Raw genomic sequence first — 17,802 nt, 5'->3', positions numbered from 1 at the left:
AAAACGATTGGCTAAATCTCTCAAATCCATAAATCCAAAGTACAAAATATTAAACAAAAACAAATAATATCCGAACACACTCTTGATCGTAAATGAAAAAAAACAGAATCAAACAAGCAACTGATTAGTTACCATTTGGTAATGAATAATCTGTAGAGTTTTAAGATAGAAAAGAAATCATACCAAAGCATTGCAGAGGAAGCTAATAATAAAAACGATGGAATTGTTGAGAAGTGCATTGACTATATAAGAGGACACAGATGATGAAATCAAAGTCATGGTTTTAAGAGAAATGAAGAACATTATCGAGCGATGATAATGTTCTGAAGTGTATTAAAAACAAAAGCCAAATATGGAAAACTACTCTGTCCTACCCAAATAGTTAAACAAGAGGTCTTTCCAGTGGGGTTCAGTAGTTTTTTCCAGCAATATAAGGTTAATGCCCTCGCGAAGGTCGCTACCTGAAGGGAGGCACACGCTATAATATTGGTACTTAAATTTATAAGGTAAAAGCTTAAGGTGGTTTACTCGACCTTGTTTGATAAGGTATCGCATCAAAGGTTCATCATACAGCAAGGCATCTATTTCTTTGTTTTTTACTGCCTCCATACCCTCAAGTGGGGTGGCGTATATTTTGGGCAATACCCGGTTTCTACGCAAATACTGTAGACTGCTCGATTTTTTTACTGTACCCACTTTAATTTTTGCCAGGTCGCGTACATTCTCTACCTTGTGTTCGGGAGGGTCAGAGTTGAGCACCGACGAGGTGGCTGCAATCAGACTAGACACCGACAAAATAGTGAAAAACATCCAGATAATGGCAATAAACCTTCCGCCAGCTGTAATAGGTGTTTTGTCGCCGTAGCCTACCGTAGTCATAGTAACGGCAGCCCACCAAAATCCAGCGCCGATCCCTTTTTTGAAAGATTCATCAAACCCAGGATTTTTTTTTCGTTCGAAAAGCCAGATAAGCGCACCAAAAATAAGAAACAAGGCAATAAGTGCCCCTATAGTGCTGATAAAGCGAGGAGATAAAATACGAGAAATGAGTAATTTAACACTCCCTTCTTTGGGGCGTACTGCTATCCCTAAACTGGTGACATAATAAGGATGCGTAAAATCTACCAGTTCTTCGCGCTCGCGGGTAATACTAATGGCAGCAATGGCAGCATCTAACGAGCCATCTTGTACCCCTTTTAACAAACCCGACATACCGCGTTCTTCCCATCTAAAACTAATTTTGAGTTTTGCCGAAATAGATTCCCAGAGGTTTACACTAATGCCAGTCCAAGAGCCATCGGGGTTTTTAATGGCAAAGGGAGGCGCTTCTTTGATTCCGATCACATATTTTTGACGAAAAACCACAGAGTCTCTCGAATCGTCTGTTGTTTCATCAAATGAGGTTACCTGCACAATGTCATCTTCTTGTCCATGTGCTATGGGCACTGTGCATAAAACCAACCATATCAATAAAAATATATTTCTTAAAACGTTTGACATTTAATCAACTTCTTTAGCTTAATAACCATTGACCATTGCCAGCAAAACTTGGTAAAAGTCAGGCATTGCACTGGTTTAGGTTCGTGTATGATGTCGATATGCATAAAAGAACACCACTTTTACCGTACCATCATAGATTAATCAACCCCTTGTAGGGGGTGTCACGATTAAAATTCGTATAACTACCTTAAAACATGGCTACTAGTGAAAATCGTGCCATGCTTCTAAAGTAGATTCAAGGCAATAACCCCAAAACATCCTGCAATCATCACACCTAAGTAAATGACCACTGCTACATTTTAAGTAAATTAACAACGCATATTTAATGCTTCAGTGCAGAGGTTTAGCGCAGGTTTTTGACCTGATATGATGGTTTTTACTGAATTTTGTTATATTTGTTACTATGGACAACTTTCAAATATTTGCATACATTGTCATTGCAATCATCTACCTGATTTATAAATCGAACAATGCAGGTAAAAAGAAAAAAAACGTAGGCAATAAGCCTGGTTCTAAGGCTAAACCTGCCACTAAAGCTACTTCGTCGTCATCAAGCCAGAGCCAAGAGTTGCAAAACTTTCTGGAGGAGCTATCAAAAGACCTGGACAAACCAAAGCAACAAAAAAAAGAATATTCTCCTACTACTAACCCACAAATCTTGCAGCCTATCAGCGATTTTGCCGAGATACAGGAAGCACAACAAGAACACGCCAGGCAAGTGGCAGACGAGCGTTTGTCTCAGGCACAAAAAAAACGTTTGGGGCATGCCAGGTCAGTATCTACTTTGTCTAAAGAGCAACAAAGCCAATTAGAACACGCCAAGTCGGTAGCAGATAGTAAAAAAAGAAAGCGAGAAAAAATAATGGCAAATGCCTCAGACGTGCGCAAAGCCTTTATTATGTCAGAAGTGTTTAAACGTAAATTTTAGTGCACTCTTTATATATACATTACCCAGCCCAACCGTTGATGATGAGTACTCCACTTGATGGTAAACGGTTGAGTAGCTTTAGGGCAATCAGTAGAAGTCACATTGCTAAATATTTAGTTGATTTGTCTGATTATTATGCGGTTATCCTATGCCATCGGTCAGTGTTTATATGAGCAAAAAAGCCCTTTTTTGTTTTATGTGTAAGTGTTTTTTGTTGGTGAAACTTACACTTAACATTTTTTTTGCTAAAAATTGAAACAAAGCTCTTAACAGCCTTTTTTATCGGTTTTTACCCAAAAACTTTCATGAAGTCAGTCAATTTGAGTGTGATGACAAGAAATTTTGCCAGAGAAAATGTAAAATCCTGAGGCAAATTATCTGAACATGGGGCTGAGGCAAGTCCTGGTTTTAAGAGATGTTATTTTTTTTAGTTAATTTTGAGGTGTTAAATTATAACATATATACTCTAACCAAAGCATATCTCTTAAACCATAATTGATCCTTTTCAGCGCTCATATTTACTATTATTGACCTGCAAAATGGCCATTCACTGGTTTTCATTAGTGATGGCATTATTACTTAAAACAAGCATGAGGAATCTGATATTAAAGGAAAGTAAAAAGATTTTTACTAATCCTTCTGTAACATTAAATGCACAAACCGGAAAGTGTGACGTAATTGGTGAATCATTTATAGAGAATGCATCTGAATTTTATCAACCTGTATTTGACTGGTTGAACGCATATACCGAAAAAATCAAAGGAGAAATGGTGTGGAGTTTCCGCATGGAGTATTTCAACTCTAGCTCCGCCAAAGTGATCACTAATTTACTCAAAACCTTGAAAAGGTATGAACAAAATGGAGGCAAAGTCACGGTTAATTGGCATTACCCAAGCTATAACATGACCATGCTCGAAGACGGAGAGTGTCTGAGTGATGTGAGTCGCCTTAAGTTTAATTTTGTCTTATATCAAGCATCTCCACCCCCAAGGCGTACCAGGGTACAAATCAAAAAGTAATTGATACATAAAACTCAGCATGAGTTGATCTTATAAACTGCCAGGTTTAACTTTTTTAAACTTCGCAGTTTTATTTTTTTCTGCCGATCACTGAATCCTCTATTAGGCTTTATGTAAAAAAATAAAGCGTCATGAACACCTGCCAATTGGGTTGATTTTCCTTTTTCTTTCCCCTTTTTTGAACCCCACCAGGCAAACCTAAAAAGCCAAGTGTTGCTTCTTTGTCATAATCTTACTTTGCTATACCAGTACCTTGTTTTTTTTCTTACTTGATAATCGATGTATTACTCAATGGCATATCAATAAAATGCTAATAAGTGAAGGGTTGTACTACTCAATTAATTTTGCTGTCAAGGGAAATGAGTTGCTTTCTTACATCATACTTACATTCCATAAATATTTGTATAGTTTTGCAGCCAAATAATCCATTTTATCCAGAGATAGCGATGTTACATAATACCTATTTTTTATCAGGTTTGTGCACACTCTATTTATCAGCCGTGCTCACACCAAAACTACCCATTATTGACCTGTCACGCTTACAGTCGATAGTCATCAATTCTACACACCCTATTTTATTACTTAAAAGTCTCAACAGGGGGCAAGCCTTAAGCGACGAGCTTCAAGTTACGCCCTACTCCATAGACAACTAATAAATTTATAGTGTGCTTATTATCAGTTAGTTATAAGTTTTGCACTTCAAAGCACCTATGATTTTTAATTGAATTTTATCCAGGAATATATTTTCACAGGAGGCAATCTATCCGGATTGCGTCTTATTCTTAACAACCATTTTAACAAAAATCATGAAACATAATTATTTATTAATCATTGCTTTATTGTTGGGTGTTTGCCTTAGCAGCTATGCGCAAACCCCTACACCTGTATCGGATAAAGTCCCAAGTGGACGTCCGGTAGTTTTTAAAAACAAATTATACTTTTTTGTGGGCACCGAGTTCTGGAGCAGTGATGGCATTATTACTACCATGGTAAAAGACCTGAACGAAGGAGCTTATTTTAATAACTTTACCATACACAAAGATCAACTGTTCTTTACTGCAGGTAGTGTAGCTGGCAAAAATTTATGGGTAAGTGATGGAACAGCCGCAGGTACTCGCTTGGTAGATGACATTGACTATAGGTCGGCTTCGAACTTGTTGTCACACGGAAATGATGTATACTTTCTTGCCACTGACGATGTAAACGGGGCTGAGCTAAGAAAAACCAATGGAACAACTACCAGCACCATCAATATTAAAACTGGAGCGGGTAGCTCAAATGCTACCCCTTTGGCTGTGTATGGCGGGAAATATGACAAAAAAATGTATTTTGCTGCCGACAGATCGAGTGGTAAAGAGTTGTGGGTGACAGATAACCGATACAATGGATATACTTACCAAATTACTGATATTTGGGGAGGGCCTAGCTCTTCTAACCCTGAGCAGATGATTGAGTACAATGGCAAGTTGTATTTTGTGGCAAATGATGGCAAAAAAGGCAAAGAGCTGTACGAAACCAATGGCTTGGGCATAGACACTAAGTTGGTGAAAGACATTAACCCTGGCGTGAATGGTTCTGGTATCAGAGACTTTGTAGTGTGTAACAACAAATTGTTTTTTAGTGCCGAAGATGGCACGCACGGCTACGAGCTGTGGGTAACCGATGGCACCGAAGCGGGTACTCAAATGGTAACAGATATTAATACAACTGGTTCATCTTTTCCTTATCACTTGACTGTTTACAACAACAAAGTATACTTTAGTGCCAATGCTAATGCTGGACCTAATGCTAACCTGGAACTTTGGGTAAGTGATGGGACTGCAGCAGGCACCAAAATATTGAAAGATATTAACCCCAACGATGGCTCAGAGCCTTATAATTTTACGGTATATAACAACAAGCTGTATTTTGTGGCAAATGATGGCTCACACGGAGAAGAATTGTGGGAAACTGACGGCACCGAAGCGGGTACTAAACTAGTAGCTGACCTACGCTCAAGTTTTGCTTCATCAAGCCCTAACAAATTGGTAGTATATAATAATAAGCTCTTTTTCACCGCAACTAATGACGAGGGTGCCAAGCTATGGCAATACGATGCAGACGGCTCTACACCTCCCGACCCAGTCAATCAATATGCCATCAATACCCCAGTAGTAAACTGTCAGGACGAGACTTTTTGTGTGACTCTCAAAGCCAAAACAGAGGTAAGTACTGGAATTATTGGAATGGACTACTGCTTACAATACGATGCCAACCTGATGGAGCCTACAGGCAATGCAACTTTGGGCACCGTGGTAAACCATAGCGGCAATAGCTACGGTACTTATAAGCTTAACACCAACCCCAACGGGCAATTGCACGCCTCTATTTATTACAAAGGTGATGCCCCTGTGGGGACTTTTTTCAATGGCTTGGGCGATGTTATTTGTGTAGAGTTTCGCCTAAAGGCAGGTACTACAGTAACCAAAGGCGACTTGATCAGTTGCGAATTGGTAGAGTCATATACTTTAAAAGATGTAAATAAAACAGTTGATCCGGGTGATGTAACCGTGACCGACAATGCCCAAAAAGTAAAAGGAGCTATCATTTATTGGAACCAAGGGGGGGCTGACCAACCATTGGCGTATGACCCCAATAACCCGAATGCTTATTTGGCTACCAATATTTATAGCAGCAATGGCGCGGGTTCTTCTTTATCTGCCGAAGCAGTACAGCCTGATTTGAACGGCGTATTTGTTTTTGAGCCAGCCAAAGGTTCTCATTTAGTCATTAAGCGCGACGTTGCGGCAAACCCGAATATGATGTCGATAATCAATGGAATGGATTGCTACTATGCGGCTTTGATTACTACGCTTGACGACCAAACCAACGGAGTAAGATGGATTCCTCACTCTTTTCAGGTGTTAGCGGCAGATGTAAACATGAATGGTGAGGTGCATGCAGGGGATATTACGCTCATGCAGCAACGCATTACGCTCAAAACTGCTCAATATCCCCAGGTATGGAACCACGACGTTGCCACTGGACAGCCATTGCCCAACGCGGGGCCTTCGCTTGATTGGCGTTTTGTAGATGCCCATACTACTTTTAAAGGAGCAGACTTTAAACCAGTGGCTAACTATCCGGTAAGAAATGGTCAGCCTACCGATGATGGCTACTGGCGCGATAAAGTACCTGCCTTGCCTCAACACTTGCCTACTACTGCAGCTTCGTTTTGTGACCAAGGCTTTAAAAACCTAATCTATGGCGTGTTGTTAGGCGATGTAGATGGTAACTGGAAGACCACCGCAGGCAACCAATTGAGAACTACCGAAAAAGAAGGTACGTTAATGGTAGACTTGTTCAACGCAGAAAAACTAGAAGATGGCAGCTTTAAGGTACCCGTAACCTATCAATACAATACTACGGTACACGCCATTGACTTTAACTTGGGGTATAACGCCCAACAATTGACAGTGAGCGATATTTCAGCGTCACGCAAAGGAAGCGATGCCCATGTGAAAATGTTGTGGAATAATCACCAAAACAAGCAAGTGTTGCTTACTTCTTATAGTGTACAAGGAATGAGCGAATCTGCTACGGCTTATTACCTGACGGTAAAGGCAGTGGATGGAAAGTTAGACCAAGCGATGTTTACCAACTTTAAGGGTTTTATCAACGGAAAAACTGCCAATGTGAAGGTAATCAGCACAGCAAAAGACTTGAACGAGCTCAAAGACGCCAAAGAGGTAAATGTATACCCTATGCCAAGTACTAGCGGCGATTTTGCGGTAAGCTATACCCACATTGCCAATACGCAACCTACTTTTGCTTTACACGATTTAAACGGACAAAAGCAAGTGATTGCTACCACTATTACCGAGGATGGCAAAGTGAAGGTAAAAACCCAGGGGCTAAAAAGTGGTATATATATGCTCAAAATCAGCGATGAAAACGGACATTTGATTGCCACCAAACGTGTGATGATACAGAAGTAAACTTTGGTTGCTAACTTAAGGTTGTAATTGATTATTTACTACAAAGGGGAAGTGTGTGACTTGGGAGTCATGGGCTTCCCCTTTTTTATGCACATTTCCCATTTTTTTAAGAAAAACACTGCGCGATATTATGAATGGTATTTTGCGGTTAATGCCAAATATTATTTCAGCTTAACCCACTGTAAAAGAATAGGTTAATTTTTACAAATAAAATAGTTACATCACGGGTTGAAATAAGTCAATTATAGTTTTTTCTAATTGTAAAATAGAAATAATTGATTTGAATGATAAGGGGTAAAATAAGATATTTGCAATACAAAATTGAAAAACAAACCAATATAAACAATACATATTATGTCACAAGGAATCATTACTGTAGGAACTGAGTTCCCTTCATTCAAAAAAACAGCTGTTGTATCTTTAGAAAAAGGAAAAGAGTTTGCCGACATCTCTTCTGAGAGCTTCAAAAACGACGAAGGACGTTGGACTGTAATGTTTTGGTGGCCAAAAGACTTTACTTTTGTATGCCCTACTGAAATCGCTGAGTTTAACAACAACTTTGATGAGTTCAGAGACCGTGACACTACTTTGATTGGTGCTTCTACCGACTCTGAGTTTGTACACCTTGCCTGGAGAAACAACCACGAAGATCTACGCGGTTTGAAATTCCCTATGCTTGCCGATACGTCTAAGTCTTTGGCAGAAGAGTTGGGTATTTTGGAAGCCAACGAAAAAATTGCTTACCGTGCTACTTTCATCATCGATCCTGAAGGTATTGTACGTTGGGTATCTGTATACGACCTAAACGTTGGACGTAACGTAGAAGAAGTGATCCGTGTGTTGGACGCTCTACAAACTGACGAGCTTTGCCCATGTAACTGGGAAAAAGGCGAGGAGACTTTGACTGCAGCTTTGGCTGAGTAATTAGTCTATTCTCAAAAAAAATTAAGAAAAAGGAGGCTTGCCCTCCTTTTTTTAGCTTTTACAAAGCAAATATAAAATATTTAAAGTGTTGATTGTCAGTGATTAATAGCTTAATTGAGTATTTTTACTTTTCAATTAAAAAGCTCTCAACTACTGACTCCCAACTACCAACTATTCTCAATATTCAAACATATCATGATACAAGAAGTAGCAAGCGATTTATTACAAGATTTGGGTGTAAACCCTGAAGAGGCAAGTGTAGCTTTTAACACCGTAGTAGACGGCGAGTCGCGCTATATTAAAGACTTGCGCATTAACCTTAAAAATGCTTTCAAAGCCAAAAACCTTAGCCAAAAAGAGGCGACTTTGATTGCCCTATCGGTAGCCGCCAACGAGCAAAACGATATTTTACAAAAACTATTCATTGCTCAGGCAAAAACTGCTGAAGCCAGCGAAGCAGAAATAGCCGAGGCAGTAGCTTGTGCCTCGTTGCTTGCCGCCAACAACGTATTTTATCGTTTCCGTCACTTTATGAACAAAGATAAATACAACACCATTCCGGCGGGCATCAAAATGCAAATAATGATGAAGCCAGTAAGCGGCAAAGAATTTTTTGAATTGATGAGTTTGGCTATTTCGGCAGTCAATGGTTGCGAAATGTGTGTAACCGCCCACGAAAAGTCATTGCTAGAGCTAGGCAGCACCGAAGAGCGCGTGTTCGACGCGGTACGTATTGCCTCGGTAGTAGTAAGCGCTACCAAGTTGATTTATTAGAGCTCCAAACTACTTAAAGAAACTGAAGCCTTCATTCGTATATCAAAAAGCGAGTGGGGGCTTTTATTTTTTTCAAATCAAACAGTGATTACTGAGGTTTACCAAAGTCCTGTTCACCAGGCAGACACGTTACTATAAATTATGCGTATGGTTTTATAAAAAGCGTTTGATTATCTATGAAACAACTAAACTATACTACACTCCAGAGCCTCCAGGAAATAAAACAACTACTGGCTTTACAGCAACGCAACTTGCCTACAAACATAAGCACCAGTGAGGCACGCGAACAGGGGTTTGTAACGGTAGAGCATGACTTTGAACTAATGCAAGCCATGAACAGTGCCGAAGCCCACATCATAGCCAAAGATGGTGACGCTGTGGTAGGATATTGTTTGGTGATGTTAGAAAGTTTTCAAGACCGTATTCCGGTGCTTCAGCCTATGTTCGATCTTTTTGGAACCCTTAGTTATCGCCAAAAACCGTTGAGTGACTATTGTTTTTTTGTGATGGGGCAAGTCTGCATCGACAAGGCTTACCGAGGGAAAGGAGTGTTTGATGGGATGTATGCCCAACTGGGGCAGGTGTATAGCAATAAGTATGATTTTGTGATCACCGAAGTAGCTACCCGTAATCAGCGTTCAATCAAAGCCCATGCGCGGGTAGGTTTTCAACTGTTACATCAATATACGGACCCTCGAGGCGAAGCTTGGGATATTATTTTGTGGGATTTTTAGCTTTTTTTTGAGCTACGCTATAGTTTTAGCCTTTAGCTTTTTTTTGACTGTTTGTAGGGGGCTTTTAGCTTTTTCTTGAGTTTCGCTATAGTTTTAGCCTTTAGCTTTTTCTTGAGCTACGATAGGGTTTAGCCTTTAGCTTTTTTTTGACTGTTTGTAGGGGGCTTTTAGCTTTTTCTTGAGCTATGCTGGGCTTTTAGCCTTTAGCCTTTTTTTGAGCTACGCTGATTTTTTAGCCTTTAGCTTTTTCTTGAGCTACGATGAGTTTTTAGCTTTTGCTTGATGGTGGTTATCATATTTGCGAAAACAAGAAAAACTATACCAAGACCAAAAAGGCTAACGGCTCAATACAAAAAGTTAAATAATTACGAATTACGAACGAGCGCGAAGCGAGGCTAAAGGCTAACCCTCTACGAAGAACAAAAAGGCTAAAGCTACACCAAGAACAAAAAGGCTAAAAGCTAACGGCTAACCCCCACGAAGAATAAAAAGGCTAACGGCTAACCCCCACGAAGAATAAAAAGGCTAACGGCTAACCCCCACGAAGAATAAAAAGGCTAAAGGCTAACCCCCCACGAAGAATAAAAAGGCTAACGGCTAACCCCCCACGAAGAATAAAAAGGCTAACGGCTAGACCCCCACGAAGAACAAAAAGGCTAAAAGCTAACCCCCCACGAAGAACAAAAAGGCTAACGGCTAACCCCCCACGAAGAACAAAAAGGCTACACAAAGAACAAAAAAAGCCCTAATTATCAAACCAGGTACGGCGGCGACTCAGCTTTAAATCCTGAAGAATGGCCGCCTTTACTTTGAGGTCAAACGTAAATGACTGAAACTGCCCAAAAGGAATCCAACCAAAACTCATTTCCCAACAATGCAAGTCTTTGTATACATTGAGCGAGGTATAAGATAAAGTTTTGGCGTCGAAATCATACCCCGAAGTAGCACTTATTTTCCAGGTTTTAGATAAGCTTATATCCCCGTTAAAGTTGAGGTTTCGGGTGACGACACTCTTCTGAAAACCTTGTTTGGAATAGCTCATATTAAAACTCATATTAAGCCGCCAGGGTATCTCAAAGTCTACATAAGCATTGGGGTCGTTCATTATTTGCCTTTGGGTAAGCTCTGAGTTTTCTCTGGCATTATTGAGCTGATTCATCTTTTTTTGCCGCTTTCGCCTAAACGATTCTGGAGTAAAGTTAGCCGAAAGTGCAATACTTGCCTGGTTTATTTGCCCCCTTATCTGAGGGTTGGTAATACTCAAGTCTCGTGACCAGGCATACACATCACGTTGGCGTTGAATAATGTTGCCCCCCTCATTACTTACCAGCTCCCAGGTGTAGGGGTCATAAGTAGCCGTAGAGTTAAGGTCTATAAAGCCCAGCAAACGGGTACGTGCCGTAATAGACACCCTGGTAAGGTTAAACGAATCTGCCAGAAAATTGTACCCACTGGCAAACGAAAGGTTTTCCAACAACTTTATTTTTTTAGTACCCTCCGCGTTGGTGGTATCTTTATCGTCTTTTACCTTCATCTCTACTGTGTTTGACAACGAGAAGCCCATCACAGCGCTTTTGCCCCCAGCGGGTGCCCCTTGTACAAAGCCAGCGCCATTATAACGCGAAATGAGTGTACCCTCAGGGTTTGAAGTAGTTCTCACGTTTTGGAAATAGTCATAGCGTGCTTCGGAGAAATCGGGGCGGTAAGAAAAACTCACCGATGGATTCATGATGTGGCGAATACCTACTACCTTCTTGCTCAAAAAACGGATATTTTGATAAGTACCATAAATACGCGTGTTGAGCGATATACTGGCATTGTACGACGAAGCACGCGAAAACCCATTCAATGTGTCAATTACTACAGCGTCGGGGTTAGAGTCGTCGTAGTTTAGTTTTTTGGGGTACCACCATTCTTCGTAAGAAAAAGTAGGGTTTAAACTTAGATGTTTGAACAGCTTCATAGTAGTAGACACCGGTATGGTATGCTTGATGCCCATACTACCCCGGCGGCTAATGACAGCCCAGTTAGCAAAGTTAAAATCTACCTTTGCCGTGTCGAGTCCATTGGGCGAAGTAAATGCCCCTGGCGATGGTGCCTGGTTGGTAAGGCGGTTGGTAGCCGATGCAGTATAAGAAAAACTCAGGTTTTGGATGGGGTTTTTGGCAGCTTTCCCTTTTTTCTTAAAGGGATAAACCCGGTTCATCTGTAGGTTTATTTCGGGCAAACTCATATTCATAATTTCAGTTTGCACATTTTGATCGTGCCTAAGGTTAACCCCCAGGTTAAAAGGAATCTCGCCTACATTAAAAGTATTGCTGTACGAAATACTAGAGTTAAAAGTGTTAGACAGGCGATTTTCTGTTTGGAACGTATTATTGGCGTTGTACCTGGAAGACCCAGCCCTTACCGATGCCGAAAAACGTGCCGACCCTCTAGGCACTGGTGAGTGGTTCCAGGTGACCCAAAAATCTTCTGAGACTGCCCTGTTCAAGTCACCCGTAATGTTTTTGTTAAATGCCAACGATGCCGAACCATTGAATCTGTACCGCTTTTTATACTCTGTGTTCATGGTGGCTCCCCAACTACCATTGGTATAAAAGTCGGTGAGAAAAGTAATGCCTATGTAAGGGTTTACTGCCCAGTAATATCCCCCTTGCCGCAAAAAGAAACCTCGTTCTCTTTCTTCACCATAAGTGGGTATAATAATGCCTGAAGTATTGCGGGAGGTAAACGGAAATATACCAAACAAAAAGCCCAGTGGAGTAGGGGAGTCTTTGATATAAAGGTTGAAAGGTCCCGTTACGATTTGCTTTTCTGGTACCAGCTTTAGTTTATAAGATTGGATATGAAAATGAGGATTGGCAAGGTTGCAGGTAGTGTATTTACCGTTAAGTCCAAAAGTTTCGTTTTTTTCGTTTTTCTTGGCCTTTTCCAGAATAATGTAGCCTTCTCCTTGTTTGGTTACTACCCGATTGATAATTCCCTTGCGGGTTTTGTAGTTGTATACCATAGAGTCGGCTTCATAAGAGCCCGCATCATCTTTAAACACCGGGCGCCCAATGACCTTACCAGTAGAGTCATCTTTAATAGCTTTTGCCGTGATAAGGTTGGTTTTCATGTTGATCTCTATAAATGCTGCGGTAAGCTTGGTAGCGCCATAGTCTACTTTGGCCTCTCCATAAAGGTACATGATTTTGCCAGTTACATCCATCATGATTGAGTCACGGGCATCATATTTTATCGTAGTAGTAATGTCGCCTTTGGGAGGGCGTTGGGTGTTGTTTTTACGGGTACTATCGCCCAGGCGTACTTCGGTAGAGTCTCGTATTTTGGTAGTGTCTGATCGTTCAATGTCAACCCTGGTGTTTTTTTTAAGGCTGTCTTTGGTTGTTATTTGCCCTTGCACTGCCTGCGATGCAAACATCACAACTAACATTATCCACACTCCCCAAAATTTAGGCATATTGCACATACTTTCTTTACTTCTGTTCTTTATATGTTTTCTTTGAAACTCTTATCAAGGCAAAACCAGCCGCAAATTTATATATTATCTTTTTCAAATTTCTTTAAAAAAATCACAATTTTGCAACAAAAATAATACGAGCAACCATGTTGAAACGTCTCTTGTTGATTTCTTGCCTTTTTATTGTCTGTATCAGTACCTCTTTTTTGCCTGTTCACGTCTCACAAGCGCCTGATAAAAGTGAAGTGTTGCTTGGTTATAAGGTAAAAACAGTAGTGATAGATGCTGGGCATGGTGGCAAAGACCCTGGTACACTGGGCAAACATACCAAAGAAAAAAATATCACCCTAAGAGTTGCGTTGGAACTTGGGCGAATCATCAAAAGAAATTTGCCGGGCGTAAAGGTAGTTTATACCCGAACTACTGACAAGTTTGTAGAGCTTTATCGCCGTACTGAGTTAGCCAACCGTATCAAAGCCGATCTTTTTATATCTATACACTGCAATGCTGCCGCGCGCAAGGCCCGTAACCGCAGCAGAGCAAAAGGAGCTGAAGTATATGTTATGGGTAACCACGTATCGGAAGATAACCTGGCGATAGCCAAGCGCGAAAATGCCTCTATATTGCTCGAAAAAAACTATCAACGCAATTATGGAGGGTTTGATCCCAACTCACCCCAGTCTTATATATTATTGGCCATGAGCCAACAAGTACATATGAAGCATAGCCTAAACCTTGCCCGTAAGATTGACTGGGAGATAAAAAACAAGGTAAGACGCAAAACCCGTGGAGTAAAACAGGCAGGGTTTTATGTGTTGGCGCGTACCGCCATGCCCAGTGTATTGGTAGAGCTCGGTTTTTTGTCTAACCCCGGAGAAGAACGGTTTTTAAATGATGCATTGGGGCAAATTTATATGGCGTCTGCCATTTTTAGAGCGTTTAGGGCATATAAGAAAGAATTAGAAGTGAAATAAATATTAAATTGGCATCAGCGCTTACTTACTTTATATTCAATAATGGTTTAGTACCTAACTGAAACAAAAGACAATAAAAACTATCAATTAAATTTAAACTTTTAATTAGTAATTATAAATTTGGATAGTTTTCTATATTATGCACGCCTAACAAAAAGGGGTGGCTTGGTGATGAATCGCTATATGTGTAGTACCATTCACCATTTAATTAACAAAAGAGATAGCAAGGCAATACAATCCAGAAGGTTAAAAACAAACTGATGGTTGTATCTGTTTGATTGACAGAAACTTTATACCCATTACATGAACATATCTAAAGAATTTAAAATTGGTTTGCTTGCCTTAGTGGCTGGGGCAGCTTTATATTTGGGGTTTAACTTTTTGAAAGGTTCTAACTTCTTTTCAAGTGCCAACCATTACTATGTGATGTACTCAGATATCAAAGGTTTAACCGTGTCGAACCCAGTAACAGTCAATGGTTTCCAGGTAGGAAGGGTGAGAGAAATTAAGATACTGCAAAAAGACAATAACAAAATGCTGGTAGATGTAGCATTGCGTGGCGACTTGGTGTTGGGCAAAGATGCCTCTATAAAGTTGGGGTCGGTAGATCTGCTAAGTGGTATGCAGCTCATGCTCAATGTGGGCAAAGCCGACCTGAACAATCCTGACAACAATCTACAGCACGGCGACACTATAAAGAACGCCGCCTATATGGATGGTATGCTCGATAAGGTAACCAAACATGTAGAACCTCTCACCAAAAAAATAGACTCTACCCTTATTTATGTCAATGAGTTGCTCAAAGAGTTGGGTGGAACAGGTACCAAAGTGAAAGAAGTACTTAGCAATACGGCAAGTCTGACTGGAACGCTCGACAATACACTCAAAACACAAGGGAGCAACATTGACGTTATTATGCGCAACTTAAAGTCTTTGTCTGTTTCGTTGATAGAGACAGAAAAAAGTGTGAAACCTATCATTGCCAAGATTGATAACATTGCCAGCAAAGCAGAAAAGCTTGAAATTGACAAAACCATTCAAAAGGTCGAAAACACCGTGGCTCAGCTCAACGAAGTAATTGAAAGTATTAACCAAGGGCAGGGAACAATGGGTAAATTGATCAAAAACGATTCTTTGTACAACAACCTGGAGAGACTCACTGGCAATCTTGACAAAGTATTGATTGATTTTAGGGAAAACCCTAAAAAATATGTCCACTTCTCAGTATTTGGAAAGAAGGATAAAAAGAAGAAAGATAAGAAAAGTAAAAAGTAAAATATCGAATTTATACTCTTGTAAAAGTCTTTTTGAAAGTAATTGTAAAATCTTTCAAAAAGACTTTTTTTTATTAAATAAATTCAAAAAAGACTAATTATTCCCTCTAGTCATTTTCTTAACTGAGATTGATCATTTTTTTTCCTGTTTTTTTTTGTAAGATGCTCAAAAATAGCTTTTAAATACTGACAAAGGTCATTTTTTTCAATGCTATTTTAGCTCAAATTTGTACAATTCTTTTCCAAGACAGTTAAAAAAAAGAGATATGTCAACTTACCACTCATTAGGGAAAATACCCAAAAAAAGACACATTCAATTTAGCAATAACCAAGGAGGGCTTTATTCTGAAGAATTGTTTGGTACAATGGGTTTTTCGGGAAAATACTCAAATGTTTACCACATTCACCCACCTACTCAGGTAAAGCACGCCGGCGAACCTATCGACATTAGCCCTGAGATAGCCATTGAGAAGAACTTAAAAAACATGAGTTTCAAAGGTTTCGATATTGAGCCACAGGACGACTACCTGGCAAGCCGCAAACCTTTGATGGTAAACAACGATTTGCACGTGATTATTGCTGCGCCCCGCAAAACCATGGATTACTTTTACAAAAATGTAGAAGCCGACGAAATGTTGTTTGTACACAAAGGATCGGGCACGCTTAAAACTATGTTTGGCAGCCTACAGTTTGAGTATGGCGACTATGTGGTGATTCCTAAGGGTATGATTTATCAATTGCATTTTGACATTGAAGACAATCGTTTGCTCATTGTAGAATCGTTTAGCTCGGTAGAAACCCCCAAAAGGTACCGCAACGAATATGGCCAATTGCTTGAGCATTCTCCATTTTGCGAGAGAGATATAAAACGCCCTACTGCTTTGGAAACTTATGACGAAGTGGGTGATTTTGATGTACGCATTAAAAAGCACGGAGCTATTTATCCTTATGTATATGCCAGCCACCCTTTTGATGTAGTGGGTTGGGACGGTTTTCATTACCCTTATGCTTTTTCTATCCACGATTTTGAACCCATCACGGGTCGCATTCACATGCCGCCGCCTATCCACCAGACGTTCGAGGCGCACAATTTTGTGATTTGCTCTTTTGTTCCGCGTATGTACGACTATCATCCTGAGGCCATTCCTGCTCCTTACAACCATAGCAATATCGACTCCGACGAGGTGTTGTATTACGTAGATGGAGACTTTATGAGCCGCAACGGTATTACCAAAGGGCAACTTACCCTACATCCTGGTGGTTTGGTACACGGACCTCACCCTGGGGCAGTAGAGCGAAGTATTGGCAAAAAAGAAACCCAAGAACTTGCTGTCATGATCGACCCTTTTAACCCTTTCAAGATCACCAAAGAAGCCATGGGCATCGAAGTTCCCGATTATTATAAGTCGTGGTTGGCAGAGCACGTGGGCGTTTAGTTTTTTCTTGAGCTACGGTGGGTTTTTAGCCTTTAGCTTTTTCTTGAACTATGCTGGGTTTTTAGCCTTTAGCTTTTTCTTGAGCTACGGAGGGTTTTTAGCCTTTAGCTTTTTCTTGAACTATGCTGGGTTTTTAGCCTTTAGCTTTTTCTTGAGCTACGATGAGCTTTTAGCCTTTAGCTTTTTCTTGAGCTACGGTGGTTTTTAGCCTTTAGCTTTTTCTTGAGCTACGGAGGGTTTTTAGCCTTTAGCTTTTTCTTGAGCTACGGAGGGTTTTTAGCCTTTAGCTTTTTCTTGAGCTATGCTGGCTTTTAGCCTTTAGCTTTTTCTTGAGCTACGCTGGGTTTTTAGCCTTTAGCTACGGTGGGCTTTTAGCCTTTAGCTTTTTCTTGAGCTACGGTGGGTTTTTAGCCTTTAGCTTTTTCTTGAGCTACGATGAGCTTTTAGCCTTTAGCTTTTTCTTGAGCTACGGTGGGTTTTTAGCCTTTAGCTTTTTCTTGAGCTACGATGAGCTTTTAGCCTTTAGCTTTTTCTTGAGCTACGGTGGGTTTTAGCCTTTAGCTTTTTCTTGAGCTACGGTGGGTTTTTAGCCTTTAGCTTTTTCTTGAGCTGCGATGAGCTTTTAGCCTTTAGTTTTTGCTCGATGGCAATTATCATATTTGCGAAAGTAAGAAAGTTCTACAGAGAACAAAAAAGGTTAAAAGCTAACGGCTAAACCCCACGAAGAACAGAAAGGCCAACAGCTCTACAGAGAACAAAAAAGGCTAAAAGCTAACGGCTAAACCTCACGAAGAAC

The 17,802-nt window shown here is 40.3% G+C and carries 11 protein-coding genes; 9 read left to right on the top strand and 2 right to left on the bottom strand.

The window, feature by feature from the left end; genetic code table 11:
• Positions 1 to 360: 360 nt before the first annotated feature.
• Complete coding sequence (locus Q0954_RS27775) at positions 361 to 1,500, bottom strand: transporter substrate-binding domain-containing protein (RefSeq protein ID WP_299463030.1); 1,140 nt, start codon at positions 1,498 to 1,500, stop codon at positions 361 to 363.
• A 403-nt stretch (positions 1,501 to 1,903) separates the two neighbouring features.
• Between Q0954_RS27775 and Q0954_RS27770 the strand changes: the two genes are divergently transcribed.
• From Q0954_RS27770 to Q0954_RS27745, 6 genes are all read left to right on the top strand, one after another.
• A complete protein-coding gene (locus tag Q0954_RS27770) occupies positions 1,904 to 2,428 on the top strand; it encodes a hypothetical protein (protein WP_299463027.1) in 525 nt (174 codons plus the stop codon).
• Positions 2,429 to 3,018: 590 nt separating this feature from the next.
• Complete coding sequence (locus tag Q0954_RS27765; RefSeq protein ID WP_299463024.1) at positions 3,019 to 3,447, top strand: DUF1987 domain-containing protein; 429 nt, start codon at positions 3,019 to 3,021, stop codon at positions 3,445 to 3,447.
• Positions 3,448 to 4,253: 806 nt separating this feature from the next.
• Positions 4,254 to 7,424: an ELWxxDGT repeat protein gene (locus Q0954_RS27760; RefSeq protein WP_299463021.1), complete on the top strand. Its 3,171-nt coding sequence runs from the start codon at positions 4,254 to 4,256 to the stop codon at positions 7,422 to 7,424.
• A 354-nt stretch (positions 7,425 to 7,778) separates the two neighbouring features.
• Positions 7,779 to 8,348, top strand: a complete 570-nt coding sequence (locus Q0954_RS27755; protein WP_299463018.1) for a peroxiredoxin — start codon at positions 7,779 to 7,781, stop codon at positions 8,346 to 8,348.
• 195 nt (positions 8,349 to 8,543) lie between these two features.
• Positions 8,544 to 9,122, top strand: a complete 579-nt coding sequence (locus Q0954_RS27750) for a carboxymuconolactone decarboxylase family protein (RefSeq protein WP_299463015.1) — start codon at positions 8,544 to 8,546, stop codon at positions 9,120 to 9,122.
• A gap of 176 nt (positions 9,123 to 9,298) precedes the next feature.
• Complete coding sequence (locus tag Q0954_RS27745) at positions 9,299 to 9,856, top strand: GNAT family N-acetyltransferase (protein WP_299463012.1); 558 nt, start codon at positions 9,299 to 9,301, stop codon at positions 9,854 to 9,856.
• Positions 9,857 to 10,601: 745 nt separating this feature from the next.
• On the opposite strand, the gene Q0954_RS27740 is transcribed toward Q0954_RS27745, so the two are convergent.
• Entirely contained in the window at positions 10,602 to 13,322 is a 2,721-nt protein-coding gene (locus tag Q0954_RS27740) for a putative LPS assembly protein LptD (RefSeq protein WP_299463009.1), read from the bottom strand.
• Between the two features lie 146 nt (positions 13,323 to 13,468).
• On the opposite strand from Q0954_RS27740, the gene Q0954_RS27735 reads away from it, so the two are divergent.
• From Q0954_RS27735 to Q0954_RS27725, 3 genes are all read left to right on the top strand, one after another.
• Positions 13,469 to 14,296, top strand: coding sequence for an N-acetylmuramoyl-L-alanine amidase (locus tag Q0954_RS27735; protein ID WP_299463006.1), 828 nt, complete (start codon positions 13,469 to 13,471; stop codon positions 14,294 to 14,296).
• 303 nt (positions 14,297 to 14,599) lie between these two features.
• Positions 14,600 to 15,571, top strand: coding sequence for an MlaD family protein (locus Q0954_RS27730; protein ID WP_299463003.1), 972 nt, complete (start codon positions 14,600 to 14,602; stop codon positions 15,569 to 15,571).
• Positions 15,572 to 15,836: 265 nt separating this feature from the next.
• Complete coding sequence (locus Q0954_RS27725; protein WP_299463000.1) at positions 15,837 to 17,006, top strand: homogentisate 1,2-dioxygenase; 1,170 nt, start codon at positions 15,837 to 15,839, stop codon at positions 17,004 to 17,006.
• The last annotated feature ends 796 nt before the right edge of the window (positions 17,007 to 17,802 follow it).

It is taken from the genome of uncultured Microscilla sp. (assembly GCF_947493425.1).
In the GTDB taxonomy this organism is placed as follows: Bacteria; Bacteroidota; Bacteroidia; order Cytophagales; family Microscillaceae; genus Microscilla.
Note: the sequence above shows the minus strand (reverse complement) of the source record. Positions and strands in the feature narration are given on the sequence as shown.